This window comes from Herpetosiphon gulosus (assembly GCF_039545135.1).
Lineage (GTDB): Bacteria > Chloroflexota > Chloroflexia > Chloroflexales > Herpetosiphonaceae > Herpetosiphon > Herpetosiphon gulosus.
Genome location: NZ_BAABRU010000013.1, coordinates 60,087 through 84,161, shown reverse-complemented (window position 1 = coordinate 84,161; position 24,075 = coordinate 60,087). Strand labels below are relative to the sequence as shown.

Annotated in this window: 23 protein-coding genes; 17 read left to right on the top strand and 6 right to left on the bottom strand. The window is 51.7% G+C overall.

Features of this window, described 5'->3' with window-relative positions; translation table 11 throughout:
• Nucleotides 1-21 precede the first annotated feature (21 nt).
• Nucleotides 22-816: an alpha/beta fold hydrolase gene (locus tag ABEB26_RS17755; RefSeq protein WP_345723377.1), complete on the bottom strand. Its 795-nt coding sequence runs from the start codon at nt 814-816 to the stop codon at nt 22-24.
• Nucleotides 817-884: 68 nt separating this feature from the next.
• Here ABEB26_RS17755 and ABEB26_RS17750 point away from each other — a divergent pair, with 68 nt between their 5' ends.
• The 8 genes from ABEB26_RS17750 (at nt 885) to ABEB26_RS17715 (ending at nt 6,176) form a co-directional block, all read left to right on the top strand.
• The gene (locus ABEB26_RS17750; RefSeq protein ID WP_345723376.1) at nt 885-1,142 is read left to right on the top strand and encodes a glutaredoxin family protein; all 258 of its coding nucleotides are present in this window, start codon (nt 885-887) and stop codon (nt 1,140-1,142) included.
• 2 nt (nt 1,143-1,144) lie between these two features.
• Nucleotides 1,145-1,696 carry a TlpA family protein disulfide reductase gene (locus tag ABEB26_RS17745; RefSeq protein WP_345723375.1) on the top strand — a complete coding sequence of 184 codons (552 nt, stop codon included), beginning with the start codon at nt 1,145-1,147 and terminating at the stop codon, nt 1,694-1,696.
• A gap of 38 nt (nt 1,697-1,734) precedes the next feature.
• Nucleotides 1,735-2,628, top strand: coding sequence for a DUF2085 domain-containing protein (locus tag ABEB26_RS17740; protein WP_345723374.1), 894 nt, complete (start codon nt 1,735-1,737; stop codon nt 2,626-2,628).
• A gap of 24 nt (nt 2,629-2,652) precedes the next feature.
• On the top strand, nt 2,653-3,507 hold the full coding sequence (locus ABEB26_RS17735) for an alpha/beta fold hydrolase (RefSeq protein ID WP_345723373.1): 855 nt from the start codon (nt 2,653-2,655) through the stop codon (nt 3,505-3,507).
• 63 nt (nt 3,508-3,570) lie between these two features.
• Entirely contained in the window at nt 3,571-4,257 is a 687-nt protein-coding gene (locus ABEB26_RS17730) for an AzlC family ABC transporter permease (protein WP_345723372.1), read from the top strand.
• Complete coding sequence (locus tag ABEB26_RS17725; protein ID WP_345723371.1) at nt 4,254-4,553, top strand: AzlD domain-containing protein; 300 nt, start codon at nt 4,254-4,256, stop codon at nt 4,551-4,553. The genes ABEB26_RS17730 and ABEB26_RS17725 overlap by 4 nt, the downstream gene beginning before the upstream one ends.
• Before the next feature lie 66 nt (nt 4,554-4,619).
• Nucleotides 4,620-4,859 carry a hypothetical protein gene (locus ABEB26_RS17720; RefSeq protein WP_345723370.1) on the top strand — a complete coding sequence of 80 codons (240 nt, stop codon included), beginning with the start codon at nt 4,620-4,622 and terminating at the stop codon, nt 4,857-4,859.
• Between the two features lie 81 nt (nt 4,860-4,940).
• Nucleotides 4,941-6,176: a HAMP domain-containing protein gene (locus tag ABEB26_RS17715; protein ID WP_345723369.1), complete on the top strand. Its 1,236-nt coding sequence runs from the start codon at nt 4,941-4,943 to the stop codon at nt 6,174-6,176.
• 550 nt (nt 6,177-6,726) lie between these two features.
• Here the strand turns inward: ABEB26_RS17715 and ABEB26_RS17710 are convergent.
• The gene (locus ABEB26_RS17710; protein ID WP_345723368.1) at nt 6,727-8,589 is read right to left on the bottom strand and encodes a hypothetical protein; all 1,863 of its coding nucleotides are present in this window, start codon (nt 8,587-8,589) and stop codon (nt 6,727-6,729) included.
• A 177-nt stretch (nt 8,590-8,766) separates the two neighbouring features.
• Between ABEB26_RS17710 and lysA the strand changes: the two genes are divergently transcribed.
• The 3 genes from lysA (at nt 8,767) to rpoD (ending at nt 13,419) form a co-directional block, all read left to right on the top strand.
• Complete coding sequence (gene lysA / locus ABEB26_RS17705) at nt 8,767-10,098, top strand: diaminopimelate decarboxylase (protein WP_345723367.1); 1,332 nt, start codon at nt 8,767-8,769, stop codon at nt 10,096-10,098.
• A gap of 165 nt (nt 10,099-10,263) precedes the next feature.
• Nucleotides 10,264-12,201, top strand: a complete 1,938-nt coding sequence (dnaG, locus tag ABEB26_RS17700) for a DNA primase (protein WP_345723366.1) — start codon at nt 10,264-10,266, stop codon at nt 12,199-12,201.
• Nucleotides 12,202-12,216: 15 nt separating this feature from the next.
• The gene (gene rpoD, locus ABEB26_RS17695) at nt 12,217-13,419 is read left to right on the top strand and encodes an RNA polymerase sigma factor RpoD (protein ID WP_345723365.1); all 1,203 of its coding nucleotides are present in this window, start codon (nt 12,217-12,219) and stop codon (nt 13,417-13,419) included.
• A gap of 164 nt (nt 13,420-13,583) precedes the next feature.
• Here the strand turns inward: rpoD and ABEB26_RS17690 are convergent, their stop codons facing one another.
• Nucleotides 13,584-14,207: a histidine phosphatase family protein gene (locus ABEB26_RS17690; RefSeq protein WP_345723364.1), complete on the bottom strand. Its 624-nt coding sequence runs from the start codon at nt 14,205-14,207 to the stop codon at nt 13,584-13,586.
• 152 nt (nt 14,208-14,359) lie between these two features.
• On the opposite strand from ABEB26_RS17690, the gene ABEB26_RS17685 reads away from it, so the two are divergent.
• Together ABEB26_RS17685 and ABEB26_RS17680 are read left to right on the top strand one after the other, a co-directional pair.
• Complete coding sequence (locus ABEB26_RS17685) at nt 14,360-15,583, top strand: SH3 domain-containing protein (protein WP_345723363.1); 1,224 nt, start codon at nt 14,360-14,362, stop codon at nt 15,581-15,583.
• Between the two features lie 98 nt (nt 15,584-15,681).
• Nucleotides 15,682-16,863, top strand: coding sequence for an AAA family ATPase (locus tag ABEB26_RS17680; protein WP_012191127.1), 1,182 nt, complete (start codon nt 15,682-15,684; stop codon nt 16,861-16,863).
• Nucleotides 16,864-16,963: 100 nt separating this feature from the next.
• Here the strand turns inward: ABEB26_RS17680 and rsgA are convergent, their stop codons facing one another.
• The 3 genes from rsgA to ABEB26_RS17665 form a co-directional block, all read right to left on the bottom strand.
• Nucleotides 16,964-17,884, bottom strand: a complete 921-nt coding sequence (gene rsgA, locus ABEB26_RS17675; RefSeq protein ID WP_345723362.1) for a ribosome small subunit-dependent GTPase A — start codon at nt 17,882-17,884, stop codon at nt 16,964-16,966.
• Entirely contained in the window at nt 17,885-18,784 is a 900-nt protein-coding gene (locus ABEB26_RS17670) for an ABC transporter ATP-binding protein (protein ID WP_345723361.1), read from the bottom strand.
• Between the two features lie 106 nt (nt 18,785-18,890).
• A complete protein-coding gene (locus tag ABEB26_RS17665; protein ID WP_041304678.1) occupies nt 18,891-19,106 on the bottom strand; it encodes a hypothetical protein in 216 nt (71 codons plus the stop codon).
• A gap of 444 nt (nt 19,107-19,550) precedes the next feature.
• Here ABEB26_RS17665 and ABEB26_RS17660 point away from each other — a divergent pair, with 444 nt between their 5' ends.
• From ABEB26_RS17660 to ABEB26_RS17645, 4 genes are all read left to right on the top strand, one after another.
• Entirely contained in the window at nt 19,551-20,054 is a 504-nt protein-coding gene (locus ABEB26_RS17660; protein WP_345723360.1) for a hypothetical protein, read from the top strand.
• On the top strand, nt 20,029-21,066 hold the full coding sequence (locus tag ABEB26_RS17655; protein ID WP_345723359.1) for a C40 family peptidase: 1,038 nt from the start codon (nt 20,029-20,031) through the stop codon (nt 21,064-21,066). The genes ABEB26_RS17660 and ABEB26_RS17655 overlap by 26 nt, the downstream gene beginning before the upstream one ends.
• A 2-nt stretch (nt 21,067-21,068) precedes the next feature.
• A complete protein-coding gene (locus ABEB26_RS17650; RefSeq protein ID WP_345723358.1) occupies nt 21,069-22,106 on the top strand; it encodes a dipeptide epimerase in 1,038 nt (345 codons plus the stop codon).
• Nucleotides 22,107-22,244: 138 nt separating this feature from the next.
• A complete protein-coding gene (locus ABEB26_RS17645; protein ID WP_345723357.1) occupies nt 22,245-24,050 on the top strand; it encodes an aldehyde ferredoxin oxidoreductase family protein in 1,806 nt (601 codons plus the stop codon).
• Nucleotides 24,051-24,075: the final 25 nt, after the last annotated feature.

Sequence of the window (24,075 nt, the reverse complement as noted above, 5' to 3'; positions counted from 1 at the left end):
TAGTCCTAACTGTTGCGCCAATCAACCTTGTTGAGCCTGATCCAAAAAGACCCGAATCGCACCATAGGTAATTTCTGGTTGCTCCAAAACGCTCATATGTCCAGCATCGGGAATTGTCACTAAACTGGCGTGCGGCAAGGCAGCGACCATGGCATGGGCATCGTTGGGCGTGGTAATTTGGTCGTCGTTGCCAACGATTACAAGGCTTGGTAGCGCCATGGTCGAAAGATACGGTGTTGAATCAGGGCGACTGGCCATGGCATGAGCCGCACTGGCAATCGTTTTAGGATTGGTCGTGAGCATCATGCCGTTGAGCCGCTCGATTAAACGCTGATCCTCGGCATTGGCTGGGCTTAGCAATTTAGGTAACATTTGGGCAGCAATCGGGGCCGCCCCTTCGCGGAGAGCGGTCTCAGCGGTTTTCAAACGATTTTGCTTGGCATCATAATTGTCAGATGTAGCTTTGGTATCGATCAACACCATTGCCCACAAACGCTCAGGATAGCGTCGCGCCAAATTCAGCGCAATATAACCACCCATTGATAAACCAAGCACTGCCACCCGATCAATCGCCAAATGATCCAATAATTCAATTAAATCGTTGGCTTGATCGTCAAGCGTCCAACTCTCGCTGCCACTCGATTCGCCAAAGCCGCGCAAATCGGGGCTAAGCACCCGATAGCGGCTAGCCAAGGCCAATCGCGCTTCATCCCACATCGAACGATTGAATGGAAAGCCATGAATACACAACACCACCTCGCCATCACCACCATCATCGTACATCAAACTACGACCACGAACGTCAATCGGCGGCATGAGCTAGCTCCTTCCAAAAAATACACTCGTTGATCGTGGACGCGGTACAATAGCATGCTAGGAGGGTCATGATGAACTGGCAGCTTTATATGCGTCCCGGGTGTCACTTATGCGACGAAGCCGAGCATTGGCTTGAAGCGCTAGCGCAGGAGTTTCAAGCTCAGCTTGTGTGTATCAATATTCTTGATGATGTAGCAGTGTATGAGCGTTATAAGTATAAGATACCTGTGCTGCAAATTGCAGCCCAATCTTGGTACTATCCGTTCAATGAGACTACCATTCGCAATGCACTCAACTCTATACCCAATCCAGATCAAGGAGTTTAATAATGATAGGCCGTTTAGCCTCGTTTGGATGTATGCTTTTGTTACTGGCCGCATGTGCCAGCCAAGCTAGTCCCACAGCACAAAGCCTGCCAGCCGCCAACGTTAGCTTGGCCCAAAACTTGAGTTTGGCTGAAGGTACAGTTCAAATTGGCGAGCAAATTCCTGAGCTAAGCTATGAGCAGGCAGGCAAAAAGGTGTCGCTGAGCGATTTTCGCGGCAAAGTTGTGGTGCTGAATTTTTGGCAAACCACCTGTGTGCCATGCCGCACCGAAATGCCCGATTTCGAGGCAATTGCCCGCGAACGCCAAGATGTGGTCTTTATTGGTGTGAACAAAGATGAAAATGCTGAAGTTGTGCAGCGTTTTGCCAGCGAAATTGGGGTAAGCTATGTATTACCACTGGATCGCGATGGCAGCATTAGCCAAGCTTTTAATGTTAACTATTTGCCCACAACCTACTTTATTGATCCCAATGGGTTGGTCCAAAAAATCCATGTTGGCGCTATCAGCCGCTCCCAAACGCTTAAGCTGATCAGCGATTTTGGGCAACCCTAAGCCATACATCAACCTCAAGTAGCAGGAGTAGCCCGATCATGAATGAGCGTGATCTCAATCGTTTAGTGCTTGAAAAGGCCAAGCAACAAGTTGAAGCCCGTAAAGCCGAGCGCGAAGTTATGGTTCAAGAGGCCCGCAAACCCAAGCCCTTGCCCGAACGCGATGAACGTCCAGCCTTATGGGGCTTGATCGGGGTGTTAATCACATTAACGATTGCTGGGCTATTTTTAATTCCCGGCAATTTCACCGAGAAACTCAGTTGGGTCGTACATGGAGTTTGCTCGAAGGAGCATACCCTAAGCCTTGGGGGCACGATGATGCCACTCTGCCAGCGCAATACTGGCTTGTACAGTGGCTTTTTGGCCACAATCATCACCCTCAGTTTATTGGGCCGTGGTCGTGCCGCCAAACTGCCACCCTTGGCGATTGGGATTGTATTGGTTCTGAGTGTGGCTTGGATGGGCAGCGATGGCTTTAATTCGCTGTTGCTCGATATTGGCAACTACAATCTCTACACGCCGCAGCCAATTTTACGCATCCTCTCAGGCTTGGCCATGGGCATTAGTATGGGTTCGATGATTTTATTCGCCTTTAATGTCAGTGTGCGAGCCAATGCCCGTTACGATCAACAAATTATTGGCAGTTGGCGCGATTACGCGATTTTAGTGGCGGTGGCAGTTTGTCTATTTGTGCTGACCCAACTGGCCTCGCCGTTTATTGCCTATCCGTTGGCAATTTTCAGCACGGTCGGCATTTTAAGTGTTATGTTTATCGTCAACATTATGATCATCGCCATGATCACCCGTAGCGAAAATACAGTTGTGCGTTTGAGCCAACTGGCGCAGCCAGCGATTTTTGCTAGCTTTATGACCGCTGCTGAGTTTGGGTTGTTGGCATGGCTGCGGATCATTATGGAACGTTCTGTCGCTTAGTGGATTTTTTGGAGGTACTCTGGCATGCCCCAGGCAGCAATCAATGGCATCACGCTTAATTATGAAGTCGCTGGGCAAGGCGCACCCTTGCTCTTGATTATGGGATTGGGCGGCACAACTGATGGGTGGCGCAAGGAACTACCGTTCTTAACCAAACATTTTCAGGTGCTCTATTACGATAATCGTGGGGTCGGGAAAACCACTGCTCCCACCGATTTCACCGCCTATAGCATGGAGCATTTTGCTGCCGATGCGATTGGATTGTTAGATCATCTAGGAATTGAGCGGGCCCACGTTTGGGGTGTTTCGATGGGTGGCATGATCGCCCAACATGTGGCTTTAAATTATCCTGAACGCGTACAAGGCTTGGTTTTGGGCTGCACACTGCCACATTACGCCAGCGAACCCACCAATATTCCAGCCTTGCCCGACGAGTTTCATGCTGAAGCCAGCAACCTCGCCCCCGAAGCCTGGGTTTTAGAATTGATGCTGAGTGGCACGCAAAAAACCGCCCACGAAGTCATGCAAGATAGTGTGCGCTTTAATTTTGCCCCCGCCTTTGTTGAAACTCACCCCGAAGTGATCGAGGAATATATTGAGGTGGGAATGCAGAATCATGGGCCAGCCCATGGCTTTATGGGCCAATGGAGCGCAATTATGAACCATAGCACGATCGAGCGTCTGTCCAAACTCCAGCATCCCACGTTGGTGCAGCATGGCGATGCCGATGTTTTGGTGCCGATTGGCAACGGTCGGTTGCTGGCACATATCATTCCCAATGCTGAATTTCAGCTCATTCCTGGCAGCGGCCATTGCTATTTTATCGAGCAGCCAGAGCTAGCCAGCCAAGGTGTGCAGGCCTTTCTGCAAAGCCTCTAAGTTCGGTCGATGTTTCAGCAGGCTGATTCCCAGCCTGCTGCTTTTTTTAGCCAAGGAAGCTGCATGCATCCAAAATATCAAGCCTGGTTCGCCGGAATCAAAGCCGAAATTCCGATCGTTTTAGGGGTTGTGCCATTTGGGGTAATTTACGGCGTAACTGCATTAAAACTCGGCTTATCGCCATGGCTCATCCAAGCCATGTCCACGATTATTTTTGCTGGCTCCTCGCAGATGATCGTGGCTCAATTGTTTGGCACAGGCGTGCCCAACGTGGCAATTATTTTGACTGCAGCGGTGGTCAATTTGCGCCATGCTTTGTATAGTGCCTCGGTTGCGCCATACCTACAACAGCTTAAACGCGCTTGGCGGGTGCTTTTGGCCTATCTGCTGACCGACGAGGCCTATGCAGTGGCGATTACCGGCTATCAAGAACGCAATGACCCTGAGTATGACCATTGGTACTTCTTTGGGGCAGGCTTTATGCTTTGGTTTTCGTGGCAGCTCAGCACAGCCATTGGCCTCTTGGTTGGGAGCCAAATTGGCACAATGCCAGTCTTGGAAATCGCCTTAGCCCTAACCTTCATTGGTATTTTAGTCCCGACTTTACGCGATAAAGCGGTGATTGGCGCAGCGGTAACCGGGGCGAGTGTGGCGGTGCTCGCGGCAGGCTTACCCTATAAATTGGGCCTGATTGTGGCAGCGATTGTGGGCATTGGGGTGGGCTTAGGGCTGGAGGGAAAACGGGCATGAGTCAGTGGCTCACAATTGTGATTATCGGTTTGCTCACGTTTGGAATTCGCTACTCCTTCATTGCCTTGTTTGGCAACGCCAATGTGCCAGAGATCATCAAGCGTGGACTACGTTTTGTACCAGCAGCAGTATTGGCAGCAATTATTGCCAGCGAATTAGCTTTGAACAATAGCCAAATTGAGCTGTTTAGCCCCAAAATGGCGGCTGGGGGGATCGCGATCATCGTGGCGTGGTATACGCGCCAAGTCATACCAACCCTCGTAGCTGGTTTCATCGTATTTTTGTTGCTGAATTAGTTGCAGGTCATGCAGTTCTCCCGTAGAATAGAGAGGCAGCATCCTTGATCGGCAAAGGAGACGACCATGCAGCTGATTGGCAGTCTTGTCATTCTGGGGTTTGGCTTAGCGCATTTAGGGCTAGGAGCCATTTTGTTAGCCACTGGCTATCGCACCCTCACCAATGAAATTATCCCGCGTTTGGTGGAAGCACGGCCTAGTGCTGGTGCTCGCGTCGGCGCAGTTTTGGGTGGAGTCGGTTGGACAGTCGCCGTTGCGCTGTTTTGCTTTTTGGTTGCGGGGCGAGCTGCCCAAATGGTCTTGTAAGCCATTCTTGCAACGCTCAACAACGAATCAACAACAGCATAATCGCATGGATCATATCAACACTATTTACACTGAGGCATTATGCGTTCATCGATTCGTCAACGTTTTGGCTTAGGCCTGATCATTCTGGTGATGGTGGTAGGCAGTGCCAATATCATTGCTCGCTGGTCACTGGGCAAGTATCGTACTGATGTCGAGGCGCTGATCGATCAAACGATTCCGCAACTCGATTCATTGTTGCGGCTGCAAACCAGCGCCCAAGGCATCACCCAAAATACCCTCGCATTTTTGCAAACGAAAGATGATCAATATTTGCTTTCGCGAACTGGCTGGGTGCGCGAAACCGAGCGTTTAATTGGCGTAATGGATGGCTTAACTGATGATACCAATGAGCCAGTTCAAGCAGCCTATGTTGCTCTACGCCGCTCAGTTCAATCAATCATTGAAGATACCCAAACGTTTATTGATCGCTCTGCTACTGACGATCCCCGCGTAATCGAACGCCGCTTTGATCAAGTGCGCGATTTGAATTTATCGTTCGATACGCGCTTCAAAACCTACCGCGATTTAGTCACTGAAGAAGGCGTTCAGCGCCGCGCCAATATCTCCAATAATCCATTGCGCTATATGAATGTGCTAGGATTTATCGGGGTAATTGCGCTGATTGGAATGACGATCTTATTCCATCATATGGTCTTTAAGCCAATTCGCGCCTTACAAAAAACTGCCCAAACTGTTGCTGCTGGCGATTATGCCCAACGTGCCGAAGTTAAGCGCCTCGATGAAATTGGCGATGTGTTTGTGGCATTCAATCATCTGCTCGATAGCATCAACAACGAGCAACAAGCCTTGCGCGATCAGGTTGAGCGCGTCGATCAAGCTCGCCATGAGGCTGAAATTGCCCGCAGCGATGCCGCCGCTCAACTCGACACCATCCAAAATCAACGGGCAATTATTCGCTCGATGAGTGTGCCGATTTTGCCTGTTGGCAAGCGGATGTTGGTTGTGCCGCTCATCGGCGAGCTTGGACCACAACGCCTCAAAACGTTGCAAACCAATGTGCTTGGCCGCATCTCGACCGACCGCCCACGCTGGATTATTATCGATGTTACGGGTGTTCCGGTCATCGACAATATGGTGAGCCAAGCCTTCTCAGAACTAATTGATAGTGTGCGGCTTTTAGGCAGCGAACCAATGCTAGTTGGCATTCGGCCAGAAGTTGCCCAAGCCTTAGTCACCACAGGTATGAATTTCAATAGTTTGGTGGTTGAGGCAACGCTGCAAGCAGGCATCGCCTATGCCGAACGCCATAGTTAAATCAAAGCCCTCATCCATCTCCCGCCGAGCGAGTTTAAGGCCGGACAGGTTGGGAAAAGGGGAGCAACCTGTGTTCGGGTATAGCTGTGCCCAAGTATCTACCCCGCGTTACCGTCATCACCCACGTCCCGTGGATCGTGGTTCCGACGACCACCAGCCAATCGTCAATGGCGGTTCGCCCAGTGTCCCCACGTGACCAGCGTACAGATCATCGTTATGCCCCGCAGGTGGGTGTGGCCTTGAACATGCACGACCCAACTCCTGAGGCCACGACGCAGGTAGTGATGGATTGCATGAACAGGATGAGGAGAGCTAATCGGGGAGCCGACGAGCCGTCCAGGGTGAGAGGGTAGGGACGGCGGTGGAAAGAAGCGTGTTCAGTGGGCAAGGGCTGGTATACTCGGCATACGACCTCGGTTTTGGTGTGGGTTTGGTTCAGCGCCATCCAGTACACCAAGCCGAGGTCGTTCTGTGGATACTCATTCTGCGTCCCTGTCCGCCCTTAAATCTGCTGGGTGGGAGAGGGGTTTAGGGTGCAGAAATGTTGAGCTTATTGGCCCCAAACATTCCAGCGATCATCGGAGCTGTTGTTGGTCAATTGCGCTTGACCAGTGCCATCGGTGTTCATCACATAGATGTTCCAGTTGCCATCGCGGTTGCTATCGAAGGCGATTTTAGTGCCATCGAGTTTCCATGAAGGCGCACCATCTTCGGCGCTGCTGTTGGTCAAACGGGTTTGGTTGGTGCCATCAGCATTCATCAAATAGACTTCGCTATTGCCATCACGGTTTGAAGTAAAGACGATTTTGGTGCCATCAGGCGAAACCCGTGGGAAGCCATTATCACTGGTTGTGCTGTTGGTCAAATTGACCTTGTTGCGCAATTCCAATGAAAGATAGGGATAATCGTTGCTTGGTTGATCAGCCAACCAGTTCAGTTCGGCGCGATAAACATTGTATTTGGCGTTCGTACCACAGTTCGAAGCCCAGTAGAGATAACGGCCATCAGCACTCCAGCTAGGGGTTTGATGATCACAATCATCAAGCGTCACTTGGGTTTGGCTGGCCCCATTGGTATAGCTCACAAAAATTTGCGGCTTACCTGAACGATCTGAGACGAAGGCCAATTTGCTGCCATCAGGCGAAACTGAAGCATTGAAATCGTTCGATGGAGTACCAACATAGCCTTGGTAAGGCACACCTGGAGGGGTGGGCGTACCGTCGGTGTAAGTCACGCGGGTCATGGCACCATCAGCGCCGACCGTCCAGATTTGGCGATTGCTGCCATTGCCACGGCGCGAATCGACGAACAATTTAACTTTGCTTGGGTCCCATGAACGCACCCATGAATAAGGCACAGTTTCTTTGCTATCGTTGCTACCATACAACAATTGGCTGCTACCATCACCGTTCATGGCGTAGGTATCCCATTCAGCTCCACCATCACGCTTCGAACCAAAAGCAATTGGCAAGCTCGGCTCTGAGCTGTTCCATGGTGTTCCTAAATGGCCATAGCGCCATTGGAAGTAGTGTTGGCCGACGTTGCCCATTTCAACTTGATAGGCAGCATCATTGGTTGGGGTGTAGGTCAAAATCCGCCGTTCGAACAACTGCACCAACAAATCTTTTTGCACGCCGCCAACTGTGGCTTTTACCCAGTAGGGATCACTAATTGGCAAGCCCATGGCGCTGGTCCAATCGACGATTGAGCCATTGGTGCGCTGACCATTGACAATAACTGGGCCAGTGCGATTCAAGAAATCCCAAAAGACTTGCGGAATATTGTGGCCAGTCGTCGCGTTGTAAACGACAATTTTGGTTTGATCTTTGTAGGCATCGCGTAAATCGTTGCGGGTTGATTTATTGCCCGATTTGTCGATCGCATCGGCAATTGATTGATCGCGGCGATCTGGATCACGGTAGCCATTGTTGTTGTAGGTTGAAACCGCTGCGAACGAGGCATAGGTTGGCGAATTACTGTTGGTTTGATAGCCATCGCCAGCAACTGGCACGCGGTCGGCGGCAGTGCGATAGGCGTTATCATAGGCATTATCGCCAGTTTTCAATTGACCTGAGACCAATTCAACCACCAACAAACCATTGGTTACATCGGTGTTCCCATTGATCCCGTTGATTTCCATGCGAGCTTTATCGAAGTATTGCACGCGGCGCAGGCCATTTGGCGATTCACGGTAATATTCGTTATAATCAAACCACGGCCCAAAACCCCAATACAACGAGCGCCCATCACGAACCCGTGGATCATCCGACCGTCGCCAGACTTCTTCGAACTTGGGTGAGACAAAGGCTGAACGATTGGCCCATGGAGCAGCATTGGCATGGCCATTGAATAACGTACCAACCATAACTAAAGCGCTAAGTAGACCAGTTAAGCGAACCTTCAATCGAGACATTGCGACTTCCTCCTAAGCAAAAGAACCAGTTTCTCGATCCGTCATCTACGGCATCTGGGTCTTACTATACAATGGTCATTGTGCAAACCATATTGTACAGATCTGAGATATCTGTCATAAAAGCTTGTTAAACCTGATACGCCTAATTTCATCTAGCCAAGCCACGAGGATGAGCCAATGGAACACGCCGAAGTTCGTCGCATGCCTAACGCCCATGTTTGGCCAATCAGTGCCAGTGTTGTTCATGATCGCTTGCAGATTGCTGGTTGCGATCTGGTGGCGCTGGCGGCTGAATATGCAACCCCGCTCTATCTGCTGGATGCTGAGACGATTCGCACGATTGCAATGCGCTACAGTGCAGCGTTACGCCATGCCTATGGCAGCAATGTCAGCATTCACTATGCCAGCAAAGCCTTGTTAAATGTGGGCGTGGCGCGATTAGTGCATTCTTTAGGCTTGGGGCTGGATGTGGTGTCAGGTGGCGAATTGGCAATTGCCCAACGTGCTGGAATGCCGCTCGACCATGTGCATTTGCACGGCAATGGTACACCACCAGCCGAATTAGCTCAAGCGGTCGAGGCTGGGATTGGCCGAATTGTGGTTGATAATCTTGATCAGCTTAAATTTTTGGCCGACTATTGCGCCAAACGGGGAACACCGCAAACGATTCTCTTGCGCATCGCGCCAGATGTGGCGGCGGGCGCACATGCCCATATTCGCACCGGAGCCGCCAGCGCTAAGTTTGGCATGCCACTAGAGGATGGCACTGCTGCCGAGGCGGTGCGCTTAGCTTTACAAGCACCAGGTCTGAATTTGGTTGGCTTACACGCCCATATTGGCTCGCAAATGCGCGATTGGGCCGCCTTGCGCGAGATGATCGGTCGGCTGTTGGCATTTGCCGATCAGCAACGGCGTGAGCGAAGTTGGCTCTTAACTGAATTCAGCCCAGGTGGTGGTTTGGCGGTGGCCTATATGCCCAACGAGCAAGCTGGCGATATCGAAACCTACGCCAATACCATTGCCAATGCTGTGCGTTTGGGCTGCCAACGCTATCAAATTCCGCTGCCGCGCTTGATTATCGAGCCTGGCCGATCGTTGGTGGCACGGGCAGGAGTGGCACTCTATAGCGTGACTGGGCACAAAACTGTGGTTGATGGTAGCGATTATTTGCATATTGATGGTGGAATGGGCGATAATTTGCGGCCTTCGTTGTACAATGCTCAGTATACCGCTGCGTTAGTTGCTCGTCCTTGTGCTCCGCCGATTGCGCCCGTGCAATTGGCCGGAAGGTTTTGTGAGTCGGGCGATGTCTTAATTCGGGAAGTGGCTTTGCCTGCTGCCGAGGTTGGCGAGCTTGTGGCAGTGCCTGTCGCGGGAGCCTATACACTCAGTATGGCCAGCGCGTATAATGGCGTGCCACGCCCAGCCTTGGTTCTGTTAGATCGCGGGCAGGCGACGCTCATTCAACGCCGCGAAACCTATGCCGATTTGATGGCGCGGGATATTTAGCATAATAAAGGATCAGCGATCAGGGGCTAGGGGTCAGCGATCAGAGGCTAGCTTTGAATGCCGGTTTTGTGCTCTTCGTGCTCTTCGCGGTTAAAAAAGGAGCCATTGATAGCCGTAGTGCCAAACATACCTATGTTCTATGCTCTATGTTCTATGCTCTAAATTATGAACTCAGTTATTGACGATATCAAAGAACGCATTGACATTGTGTCGTTCATCAGCGATTATGTGCCGCTGCGTAAGGCGGGGCGCAATTGGGTGGGCTTTTGCCCATTCCATTCGAATACCCGCACGCCGGCTTTTACGGTGTTTGCCGATAGCAACAGCTACCACTGTTTTGGTTGCAAAGCCAGCGGCACAATTTTTGATTTTCTGATGCAACGCGAGGGCATCGATTTCCCTGAGGCGCTGAATCAACTGGCGGCCCGCGCAGGAGTCCAATTACGCCAACGCACCGCCCAAGATGATCAAGAAGATGTGCTGCGTTCGCGCATGCTGGAGTTGAATGCCGCCGCCGCCCGTTTTTGGAGCCACCAGTTATTGCAATCGCCCAAAGCAGCTCATGTGCGTAGCTATATCGAGCAACGCGGGCTGACCCCGCAAACTGTCGAGCAATTTCAGTTGGGCTATGCTAGCGAAGATTGGTCAAGTTTGTTGGGTTACCTGCACGATCGCCACGGGGCCAATCCGAGCGAAGTGGCCGAGGTTGGCTTAGCCTTGGAACGCGAACAGGGCGGCTATTATGATCGCTTTCGTGGGCGTTTGATGTTTCCAATTCATAATGCCAAGGGCCAGATTGTGGGCTTTGGGGGGCGGATCTTGGGCGATGGTCACCCCAAATATATCAATTCGCCCCAAACCTTGCTCTTTGATAAAAGTAGCCTGCTATATGGCCTATTTCAAGCTCGCGAGACGATTCGCAGTAGCGATAGCGTGGTCGTAGTTGAGGGCTATGTTGATGTGATTATGGCCCATCAAGCAGGCTTTCGTAATGTGCTAGCCCCAATGGGCACAGCCTTGACTGATGTCCATGCCAGCCAACTCAACAAAATGACCAAGCGCATTACCTTGGCGATGGATGGCGATGCTGCTGGTCAATCGGCGGCCTTGCGCGGCTTGGAAACCTTGCGCGAAACGCTCGATACCCATGTGCGACCTGTGCCCACCGCTTCAGGCATGTTGCGCTGGGAGCGTGAGCTTGATGCCACGATCAAGATAGCCCTGCTGCCTGATGGCCGCGACCCTGATGATATTGTGCGCAACAACCCTGAGGAATGGCGCACACTGATTGCCAATGCCCAGCCGTTGATGGATTTTTATCTGGCAACCTTGACCCGTGGCTTGGATCTGACCACTGCCAAGGGCAAATCGGCGGCGGTCGAGCGACTTACGCCTTTGCTCAATCAAATTGCCGATCCAGTTGAAAAAGCGCATTATATTCAGCGGCTTGCCAACCAGATTAAGGTTGATCAACGGTTAATTGAAGGCACAATTGGCGGCGACCAACCAGAGCGTCAGCGCAAACCCAACCAGCGTCAAAGCCGCCCCGCTGCGCCACCGCCAGTTTTTTCAATTCTAGAGCAGGAGGCGCGGCGCGAAGATTTTCTCTTATCGTTATTAATTCGCTTTCCCCAAGTCCAAGCAGTGGTCAGCGAACAGCTACGTGATGATTTAGCCGCAGCGCCAACTCTGCGCGAGTTGTGGAGTGGCGATGTGAGCGAACTTTTTGAACGAGTCGAAAATCGTGTATTATGGGATCTGTGGCGCTCAGCCCAGGCGATGGCTACTCCCAATCCAATTGAATGGCTTGAAACGGTACCAGCCGAATTGCAAGCCCATGGCGAACGCCTACTTAATTGGGATCATGCTCCACCAACCCGTAGTTTTCGTGTGACTCGTGAAGCCGAGGAATGTTTGCGCCCATTGCGTCACCGTTTAGGCAAGCGCTGGAGCGAACGCCTTGGTCAGATAATTGCCGCCGCCGAACCTGATCAACAGGAACGATTGCTGGAGCAAGCCATGGCCATACAACATTATTTGCGTGCGACTTCGGAACCACGTCGCAGCAGCTATTTTCTTGATACCCGTGATTCGCTCAAATAATTAGAGGAGGAACAGATGGCTCTTGACGATGAAATCCTCGACTCTGAGCTTGCGGGTGATGAAACTGACGATTTTCCCGCTTTACGCACACTCAGCGATCTTTTAGCCACTGGCAAAAAACGAGGTTATGTTACGCCTGGCGAAATTCAGCAAATTATCGATTCGCAGCGTGACGAGGATAAACAACTCGAAGAAATTCGCGATACCTTGCAAAAGGCCAATATTCGGGTCGAGGAAACTGGCGACGATGACGATGAAATCACGGTCAGCGAGAATCCTGAAGCCGATTTTTCCAATGAAGGCATTAGTGTCAACGACACGGTACGCTTGTATTTGCGCGAAATCGGCTTAGTACCGTTGCTCAAAGGCGAACAAGAGGTTGAGCTAGCCCGCGCCATGGAAGATGGCGATAAAGCCCAACAAGAGTTGATCGAGAATGATCATACGCTTTCGGATGCTGAACGCCTAGCCTTGCGCCGCCGCATCGACCGTGGCGAGCAAGCCCGTGAACACCTGACCACCGCCAACTTGCGTTTGGTGGTCAGCGTGGCCAAAAAATACATTGGCCGTGGGCTTTCGTTGCTTGATTTGATTCAAGAAGGCAATGTCGGCTTGATTCGTGCAGTTGAGAAATTTAATTACACCAAAGGCTTTAAGTTCTCAACCTATGCCACCTGGTGGATTCGCCAAGCAATCACGCGGGCAATCGCCGACCAAGCCCGTACCATCCGGATTCCGGTGCATATGGTCGAAACGATCAACCGCATGATGCGCACGGCGCGGCGTTTGACCCAAGAGAATGGTCGTGAACCAAGCGATGAAGAACTAGCACAGGCACTCGATCTGACAGTCGAGAAAGTACGGGCAATTCGCAAAACCTCGATGGAGCCAGTTTCGCTCGAAACCCCAGTTGGCCAAGAAGAAGATAGCCAACTTGGCGATTTCTTGCCCGACGAAAAACTTGAAGCGCCCTCCGATGCAGCTTCACATCAGATGTTGCGCGAACAAGTGGCTCAGGTACTTGATCAGCTGACCGAGCGCGAAAAGCGCGTCTTGAAGCTACGTTTTGGGCTAGAAGATGGCACACAACGCACGCTTGAAGAAGTTGGCAAAGAGTTTGGGGTAACTCGCGAACGGATTCGCCAGATCGAGGTTAAGGCGCTGCGCAAACTGCGTCACCCCCGCTTTGGCAAAAAACTCCGCGATTATCTTGAATAATTTATTTTAAACACGAAAGGAGAGGGATCAGGGATCAGGGATCAGGATGTTGAATCATAGCACTGTTGGCTCCTAAACCCTAGCCCCTGATCCCTGACCCCTAAACGTTATATTTATATTCTATGCTCGCTTTTGCCTTCTGACTTTTGCCTTTTGATTTGCGCTCATTCGCCCTTGGCAAACACCCCATCGAGGTGGGCGGCATCATTGACCCGCAAGACCCGCCATTCATCGCCGTGGGCAACAATCTCGACGAATGCGCCGTTATCAAGCCACAAACGGCCAAAGTGGCGGAGCGGTGCTGCCAGCAGATGACAGACCAAAGCGCGGATCGCGCCACCATGTGAAACCGCTACCACGGTTTGACCGTGATGATTGGCCGCAAAGTGATCGAAGGCCTTGGCCATACGCTGTTGCAACTCAGCATACGATTCGCCATTCAGGCGTTGGGTGCTATCGGGGTTGAGCTTGATCAATTGCATATGGTCGGGAAACAAATCGTGCAATTCTTCGGGAGTATGGCCGGCCCAATCGCCATCGTTGATCTCTCGGAGATCGATTAATGGCTCAGGCGTGCGGCCAATTTGCTCGCCAATAATGGTGGCAGTTTCCCAAGCACGGGCAATATCGCTGGCATAAAGATGATCGATTGCTAGTTTTGCTAGACGTTGGCCAGCGCATAACGCTTGTTCGCGCCCGCGCTGATTCAACGGAATTGGCAAATGGCCTTGATAACGGCGTTCAGCATTCCAGGCTGTTTCGCCATGACGAACCACGATCAACCGCATAAAACGACCTCGCTTGACACTAATGCTAGGCTATTGTATCAGAGCCAACACTTGGCTTCGTTGTCAAATCAATCTCTCCTCGCTATAATACGCCCTAAAGCGATAACTTTGCATTTTTTAGTAACCCACACTTCGTGGGGGAGGCGAGCCGAATGTCTCAAGTTGCCTTAACACCACGTTCTCAGCCAACGACTGTTTGGCAGTTACGGCGCAAAAAAGTCCCCGATCAACTTTCGTTGCCTGCTGATTATGTTCCAACTGACTATACGTCGTTGCCAACCCCCGAAGAACCAAAAAAAGGTGGTGGGCTAGGGATCATTTTGGTTGTGGTGGTATTGTTCCTAGTTTTGGCTGCAATCGCCTATGCTGTTTGGGGCCAAAGTGGCGGCGAAGAGGATCTTGTGCCAACCCAAGTTCCAACCACAGCCTTGACGATCGATCGTGCCAGCATGATTGTGAGTGATGGCAAATTGACGGCTCAAATCTCAATTACCACAGATGCCCCTGATAACAGCCAAGTGGGAGCGATCTTATTGGAAGATGGCCGCCCATTTGAGTTTTTTGAAACCGATGCGATGACCACAACTATCAGTGGCGGCAAGGCTCGCTTGATTATTCCTGAGATGGAAGGCCACGAAGATGGCCGCAAATCGTCGGAATATACCGTTCAGGTGACGGTTGCTAGTGCCGATGGTATTACTTTGGCAACTGCCGACGAAGCGATTGAAATCAAGGGCGATGCACTTGATCGCTTCTTGGGCGATACTGCGGTAACTCCGATCGATGTAACCCCAACTACTACCACCGATCCAATTTCAGGCACGATGGTGCCAACACCTGCTGATGGCTCAACTCCAGTAACCCAAGTTACCCCAGTCCAACCAACCGCTGCGCCTGGTGGCGTGCCAGTACCCTTGGATAATGTGGTGATCAGCCGCCCAGGCATTGTGTACACCACGCCGTTTGGCCCAGCCAACCAACGTGGCAACGTAACTGCTGGCGAAATTGCGCGGATTGTCGTCAAGATGCCAGTTAATGGCGAAGTTTGGTATTTGGTGGCCATCAGCCAAAGTGGCCAATCGGGCTGGCTCAATAGCAGTACAATCGACTTACCTGCGACTGAAGTCAACAAAATTACCCCTGTCAGCGGCGATGCCCCATTTGCCGTAGCCTTCAATGGTGGCAATGTGCGCTCAGCACCTGGCGGCGATGTTTTGACCCAAGTTGATGCTGGGGTAAATGTCTCGCTGATCAACCGCAGCAGCGATAGTGCTTGGTTCAAAATCAAGTTACCAAATGGTAGTGAAGGATGGGTCGTTGGTCAGATCCTAACTATCAACCCTGCGGTATTAAATACCATCCCTGTAGCACCCTAAAAAACAGTACTAAGCATCCTTGACTCAGCAAAAACCCGTGGGATACAATAGTCTCACGGGTTTTGCCATGGTTGCCGTATCTGTCTTGGAGGTAAAGTATGGATGAACAGCAAAAAACACCGATCAGCGGTTCCATGCAACGAGCGGTGCGCGGTGATAAAAACCCACTCGATGCCGTTGAACAAGAATTACGCACTAGTGTCTTTGGCCAAAATCGCGCGATCGAAAGTTTAATTCGCGCCTTGAATCGTGCTCGCTTTGGCTTTAGTGCTGGTAGTCAGCAGCGTCCACGCGCAACCTTGCTGTTTCTTGGGCCAACCGGCGTTGGTAAAAGTGAATGTGCTAAGCGTTTAGCTGCATTTTTACATCCGCAAGGCGGTGGGTTTCTCAAGCTCGATTGTTCGCTGTTTAGCCAAGGCCACGAAGTTTCGGCGTTGCTTGGCGCTCCTCCCTCCTACGTCGGACGCGATCAAAAGCCCTTGCTCGACCCTGAGTTAATCGAGCAAGAAAATGCGGTGATCTTGTTTGACGAAATTGAAAAAGCCACATCCGAGCTTTGGAATTTGTTGCTGCAAATCATGGAAGATGGCGAGATTACCTTGCTCAACGGTGGGCGCAAAGTTTCATTCCATCGCGCTATTGTTATCATGACCACGAATGTTGGCGCTCAGGAAATGGCAAATTATGTCTCGCAACGCACCATTGGTTTCCGCACACCCAATCGCGTCGTCGAATCGACTGGCCAACAAATTTATCAAATCGGCTTTGAATCGCTGCAAAAGGTCTTTAGCCCTGAATGGATCAACCGGATCGATGAAATTATCGCTTTCCGGCCATTAAGTAGCGATACATTACGTCAAGTACTTGATCGCATGGTTGCCGAATCGAATGAGCAATATCGTCGCCATGGCGTGGAAATTAGCTTAAACGAGGAAGCTCGCGATTATATTCTGCGCCGTGGTTTCGACCCACGTTTTGGCGCTCGCCCGTTGCGCTCCCGTTTGATGAAGGATATCGATGCTCCGTTGGCCGATTTGCTGGCTTCGGGCGGAATTCCTAGCGGGGCAAAAGTCCAAATTGTGGTTTCCGAAGAAGAAGCCAAGGATGGCAATAATCTTGATTTCTTCTACGAGCCTGATGCAACCTTGGCAGCCTTTGCAGCGGATTATGCCGCCAAGCAAGAGCAAGCGCCACCATCAGCCCGTGAAGTTGCTGGGCCGCCATCACATACCCCTGGCCCATCGATTGCCCGTTCGACCGAAAACAACAATCGGCGCTAATATTCCCTCACCCCAACCCCTCTCCCACTGAACGCGGGAGAGGGGCTTTTTTCGTTTGGCAATTCGCCTCGCCTGCTGGGTGGGCAAGGGGCGAGGGAACTTAAAAGCGTTGACTAGCACTTTGTTCAGCGGTGTGGTCGCGTAATTTCTGGTAGCTTTGATGGCGTGCACTGCTGATTTGGCCAGCTTCAACTGCGGTCAAGACTGCACATTCTGGCTCGTGCGTATGGGTGCAATCGCTAAACCCACATTGATCAATAAATGGCCGGAACTCGCGGAAGCACCATTCAAGCTCATCTGGCTCCATTTGATACAGCCCCAGCTCACGAATCCCTGGAGTATCGGCCACAAAACCACCAGCATGCAACGGCACCAATTCGCCGGCTACGGTGGTATGCTGGCCTTTATGCACTGCATCGCTGACATCGCCAGTGCGTAAATTGAGGCCTGGCTGAATCGCATTAAGCAAGCTCGATTTGCCGACCCCTGAAGGGCCAGTAAAGGCCGAAATTTTATTATGAATTATCTCTTGAACTTGCTCGATGCCTTGGCCAGTGCTAACGCTGGTGTAAAACACCGGATAGCCAATTTGCTCATAGATGCTGAAAACCTGTTTTAGGCTATCGCCAGCTAAATCGCATTTATTAGCAATGATCGCTACATCAAGGTTATTGGCCTCAGCAATCACCAAAAAGCGATCGATCATGCGCACATGTGGCTCAGGGTGGGCTACCGCAAAGGTAATTAGCACAATATCTAAATTAGCAACAATCACTTGTTCAAAATGTGCGCCCTTGATGGCTGTACGGGCAAGCTTGCTGCGCCGTGGGTAAATCTCTTCGACCACGCCCTCGTTGGGAATGGTTGGCGTGATTCGCACAAAATCGCCGAGCGTCGCGAGATCGCTATATTGTTTGGTTTTTTTGAGCCGCCCGCGCAGGGTGCAGCGTAACGTTTCGCCTGTCTCGTCGAGTTTTACCCAGAAAAAGCCACTTTGGGCACGCATAATTGTTCCGTTCATTCACGCTCCTTCGATGCTGTGTTCAGCTTGGTCTTCATGATGATGCTCCATATAGTCGGTGTCTTCGTCCATAAAATCTTCGTCGGCCAACGATCGGCCTGTGAGAGTCATAAAAACGTCTTCCATCGTAGCGTTGGGCTTGCCGATTTGCTGACCAATGCGATCTTTGAGACCTTGCGGGGTATCCAAGGCCACAATTTTGCCAGCATCGATAATCGCGATGCGGTCGCAAAGCCGATCGGCTTCGTCCATGTCGTGGGTGGTCAAAAAGACGGTTGTGCCCGATTCATCGCGCAAACGCCGCACAAAACGCTGCACATCCGAGCGCGAACGTGGGTCGAGCCCAGTCGTTGGCTCATCGAGTAGCAACAGCCGTGGTTTGGTCAAGAGGCCACGGGCGATCGCAACTTTTTGCTGCATACCACGTGACATATTTTCCAGCGGCTCATACAAGCGTTTTTCCTTCAAGCCCAGCGCCGCCAAAATGCGCACACATTCGGCACGAGCATAGGCTGGCTTGAGATCATACAAACGGGCGGCATACATTAAGTTTTCTAAGGCGCTCAATTTCTTAAAAAACGAAGCCTCAACGCTAACTCGATTGATTAAGCGTTTGACCGCTTTTTCATCGTTGCGTACATCGAGGCCAAAAACCTGAATCTTGCCCGAATCGGGAATGAGTAAGGTTGAGATCAAGCGAATCAAGGTTGATTTGCCCGAGCCGTTGGCTCCCAATAAGCCAAAAATCTCGCCCTCGGCCACATCGAGGCTGACGTGATCAACCGCGACGACTGGTGGCTTGGGGTTAGGACGAGGGCGACGAGTGAGCCAATGTTTGACTTCACTCGCGCCAAATTGTTTATAAATATTTGCTACCACTAAAGCAGGTGCTTGCTGCATTGGGATACTCCATCCAAGGGTTGCACGAACTGGTCAATTGCTATTAGCAATTCCATGATATGCGATAGATGGGATCGATCAACTCTCTCTCTTCATTGAGGAGGATTTATCGACGTTTGCTGGCGTGGTCGTCGCTAACGTGTAATTCCAAGCGCCGAAAGCCTAGTTGATCGAAGGCCAGATCTACCAAGCGGCCAATGCGGCTGGTTTGATCTTGATCTGGTTCGTGGGGCAACTCGGCATAAGCCCGTTTCATCGAGTTGGGCTTGGGCTTGGGCTTTTCTACACACAGGACGGTTCCATCGCGGTCGAGCATTAACACTAGGAGCCTCCTAAACAAACATAATAGACCATGAGTATCTTGCTTGAAAGAATGCTCACGGCCCATCATAGAAAGGCAGGTCCACAGCCGTAGAAAACAAGAGCCGTGAGCGTTGTTGATATCACGCCCACGGCCCTCGGTGCTTATTAGCGAATCGCTTTAGGAGAGAAGCACGAGGTAGATGGGCGCATGGGTGCCTGCATCACTTGCAGTGCGCACTGGATTGTTGATCAAGTTGATCATCATGCAGCCTCCATCTAAGAAAATAGCAGAATTGATTTCGAACAGGCCTAGAATAGCATAGCCGCTTGCAGGCCGTCAAGTAGCGATCACTCAGTCTTTAGTCGGATTATCGAGCTAGGACTCTTGGTGGAGTGGGGGATCGTTCGGATTGCCCAAAAATATGGTAGCATACCCATTAATCACGATCTCAAAGGATACCCCATGGATCATTGGCAAACCTTACACATGGCAACTCGCCTAGGGGTGCTTGATTCCCCCTACCCACTGCGCTACCTGAGTATCGACGATGGGGTTGATTTAGGTCGTCTATTGCATGCTGCTGGCGTGCCACTGCCGAATGACCCAACTCCAACGCTCTCGGCCACAATCGACTGGGCCTTTGCGGCCTTGCAAGGCGAATATGGTCGTTTATTAGATGCTTGCTCATTTGCAATTGAAACCCGTAGCGGTTTGCTCGGAGCAATCGTTGTGGTCAAACAGGCCAGTACGGTTAAGATTTTGCAATTGGCGGTGGCCCAAGCCTTTCAAGATCAACAATTTGAATCAGTGTTGCTGAGCGCTGCGCTGAATGGCTTAGCCCAAGCGCGTTATCCACAAGTTCAGGTAGACGTTTTAGCCAATAGTTCACAGGCCCACTTTTTCACCACTCAAGGTTTCATGCTAGCAGAGGACGTGAACGATGCATCCACTTCAAACCACGATTGATCAGTATGCAGCCCAATTTGATCGTCGGCGTATGACGATTTTAGCTGCCCACGTCGAAGAAGACAATGGTACGGTGCTCCGTGGTCGGGTGTTGGATCGCAGCCAGCATGCGGCGTTATTAGCATTGTTGCCGAATGTGCGCGATGAATTGATTGTACTGCGCGAACAGCCTGAGCATGGTTTTGCAACCGTGGTGTTTGGGGTGCTCGATGTGCGCTGGCAGGCCACTCGTGATTCAGAATTGGTAACTGAAGCCAGTTTTGGTGAAGGCTTAGAGGTGCTCGCCCATGATCATGAATGGTTACAAGTAATTACCAGCGATGGTTATTTGGGCTGGGTACGGCGCAATGGTGTCGTGCTACACGATCAACCAAGCACCTATCGGAGTGCGGCAACCCATGTTGTTACCAGCCGTTGGTTGCCATTGTGGGGCTTAGAGGGCGACCAAATTGGCTTGTTGCCATGGGGCATTCGGCTCGAAATTGATGAATTTCGTGATGGCAAAGCCTTTATGCGCTCACCTGCGGGCGTGCCAGGCTGGCTCGAAGCCGATTCATTAACTCCAGTTGAAGATTTGTGTTCGGTTGATAGCGCTGGCATCGAGGATATGTTGCAGGCAATTCGCCAATTGATTGGCGTGCCCTATTTATGGGGTGGCACGACCAGTTTTGGCTTCGATTGCTCAGGTTTGGCCCAAGCTGCTTATCGTTGGCTGGGCGTGCAATTGCCGCGTGACGCTGATCAACAATCGCAAATTGGCCGTTTAATCAGCCGTGAGCAGGTTGCAGCTGGCGATTTGCTATTTTGGGGCGTGCTGCGCAACATCGAAGATTACCGCCACGAACGGATTAACCATGTTTCGATTGCCCTTGACAACGAGTGGATGATTCATGCAAATCAACGCAATTGGAGCATCTCGCTTGATCGGATTGATGAAGTGCATGCGCACGTCTATCAAGCGCAGGGCAACCCTGGTTTGGTGGTGATTCGGCGGATTCGCGAGGAGCAATAGCCATGGAATGGGCGATTTATCCGGTTGAACTACGCTTGCGCAACACCTTTCGGATTGCCCACGGAGCCAGCAATACCCGCCAGAATGTGTTGTTGAATTTAGATGATGGCTGGGGTGAGGCCGCTGCTGTGGCGTATCACGGCGAAACTGCCGCCAAAATTCAGGCTTGGCTGGAGCGCTATCGCGAAACAATCACCAGCAGCTATGATCCAGCGGCAATTCATTGGCTCTTGGCCAAGCTCGATTTTGAGAGCCGCGCCGCCCGCGCTGCCGTCGATTTAGCCTTGCATGATCGCTTAGGCCAGCAACTTGGTGTCTCGTTGCGCCATCTTTTAGGTTTGAATGGCTTAGAAATCCCGCAAACCTCAGTTACTTTGCCAATTGAAGCGCCTGAGGCCTTACGCCAACAAGCCTTAGCCGTGGCGCATTATCCAATGCTCAAGGTTAAGTTAGGTGGCCCCGCCGATTTGGCCAGCGTGGCGATAATTCGCGAAGCCGCGCCCAATAGCCGCCTGCGGGTCGATGCCAATGCAGGCTGGAGCCGCGAAACCGCCGCCCAATTGATTCCAGCGCTGGCTGAACTGGGCGTGGAGTTGATTGAGCAACCCTTGGCAGTTGATGATTTAGAGGGCTATGCCCAACTTAAAGCTGCCAACTATGGCGTGCCAATTTTTGCTGACGAGCCAATTAAAACTGCTGCCGATGTTGCTCGCTGGGCCAGCGTCGTTGATGGCGTAAACCTTAAGTTGATGAAAACTGGCGGAATCGTCGGGGCACTCGCCGCGATTGCCACCGCCAGAGCCCATGATTTACAAGTGATGCTTGGGTGTATGATTGAAAGTAGCATCGGGGTTTCAGCGGCCTGTGCTTTGGCAGGCTTGGCCGATTTTGTTGACCTTGATGGGCCATTATTGATTACCAACGATCTGGCAACTGGATTGAACTTTGCAACCGCTACGATTCAGCCATCGGCAACGCCAGGTTTAGGCGTGCAAATCGACTGGCCAGCATTAAACAGCGCCCGACTTGAAACACGCTAGCATGCAGCCTACAACGACTAGAGAAGCGGTTTTAGGCCAGTCCTGCGGTCGGGCTGACAAGCGTACAGGGTATGCGTTGCTAGACTTGTGTACCTACTGTACAATACGCATCGTAGTAGCTTCGGAAGGAGACCACGCATGGCGTTTATCGGGCGTGCGTTACGCATTAACCTCGACACAGCCAGTACTTCCACGTTTGACATCCCATCGCCAATTCGCGAGCTATATTTGGGTGGACGTGGGCTGACAGCGGGCTTGATGTATCATTTTGTTCCCCCCGATACAGCAGTTCGCTCTCCCGATAATCCGTTGTTGTTGGCTCCTGGGGTGTTGGCTGGCACTCCGGCCTATGCTACTGGCGGCTTTGTGGCTACCACTCGTTCACCCTTGACTGGAAATCTGATTCATAGTTGGGCGGTTGGCGATTGGGGCGCGGCGCTCAAACGCGCTGGCTTTGATGCGATTTGGGTGGTTGGTCAGGCAACTGCTTGGCTCTACGCCGTAATCGATAATGGTCAAGCCGAACTTTACCCTGCTAATCACCTTAATGGCCTTGATACCCAGCAAATTAACGATGCCCTGATGGCCGAACATGGCGCTGATGCGCGAGTTTTGACGCTTGGTCAGGCTGGCGAAAAGATGTTGCCCTATGCAGCCTTGGTATCTGAAGGCCGCTACTTGGCTGAGCCTGCTGGCACTGGCATGGTGATGGCCTTGAAACGACTCAAGGCGATTGTGGTGCGCGGCACCCGCATGGTCAAGCCTGCCGATACCGCCAACTTTCTCTCATCGTTTAAGCCAATTACCGAGCGCATCGACCGCGACCCACTGGCAACCGCGATTCGCGATTATGGCTCAAGCTACTATGTTGATTTGGCCGCTAACCATGGAGCGATTACTGGACGCAATGGCCAAGATCCTGAGCCAAGCGTGATGCCAACCACTGGCGATTATGCTGGCGAGATTTATGATCGTGGTTGCCCACGCTGCCCACTACCTTGCTACCATGATTTTGCTACCACCAACCAGCCCCGGCCTGAGATCGAGGCGATTGTGGGTTTTGGGGCACGCTGCGGGTTGCAATCTCCAGCAGCAATTATCGAGGCTAACCAACGCTGCTTGCGCTATGGGCTTGATCCCAATGCAACCGCCAATGCAATTGCCTTTTTGATGGAATGTCGCCAGCGTGAATTGACCCGCCAATACGATTTGCAATGGGGCGATGAAGCGGCGATATTGGCGGCGATCGATGCGATTGCCACCAAACAAGGCATTGGAGGGTTGCTCTCGTTGGGCGTATACGAGATGAGCCAAGTTTTTTATGGCAGCGACCAATTTGCCCCGCTGGCCAATAATTTGACGATCAGCCCACTTGACCCACGCGCTGCCCAAGGTTGGGCCTTGCACTTGGCGACCAGTTCGATCGGTGGCGATGCCCGAGGAGCCATGCCTTGGTACGAGTGGCTTGATACGATTCCTCAATGGCTCAAAGGCAACGACGACCATCAACCAAGCGTGGTCAATGGCAAGCCTGAACGCCTAATCTGGCATGAACGCTTTGTAGCTGGCCTCGATAGCGCTGGAATTTGTCGGCGCTTGGCGGCCTTAGCCTACCAAATTACCCCCAAAGAACTGGCGACGATTCTGAGTGCCGATATTGGCAAGAGCGTTTCGCCAACCGATTTAGCCAAAGTTGGCGAACGAATTATCACAGTCGAGCGTCTGCTGGCCTTGCAATGGGGCCATAGCGACGACCTCAGCACCCGCTGGCAACAACAGCCATTAACCAGCGGAATCGCCGCCAATCAAATTCCCACCCTTGACACACTGCTAACGAAATATTATGCTCTGCATGGATGGGACAGTGATGGGATTCCCACAAATGCCCGTCTCGCTGAGCTAAGTATTCCCGAACCCGATTCCCGACCATGGGTGACGGAGTAGGTCATACCGTATTGATGGCCAAGCT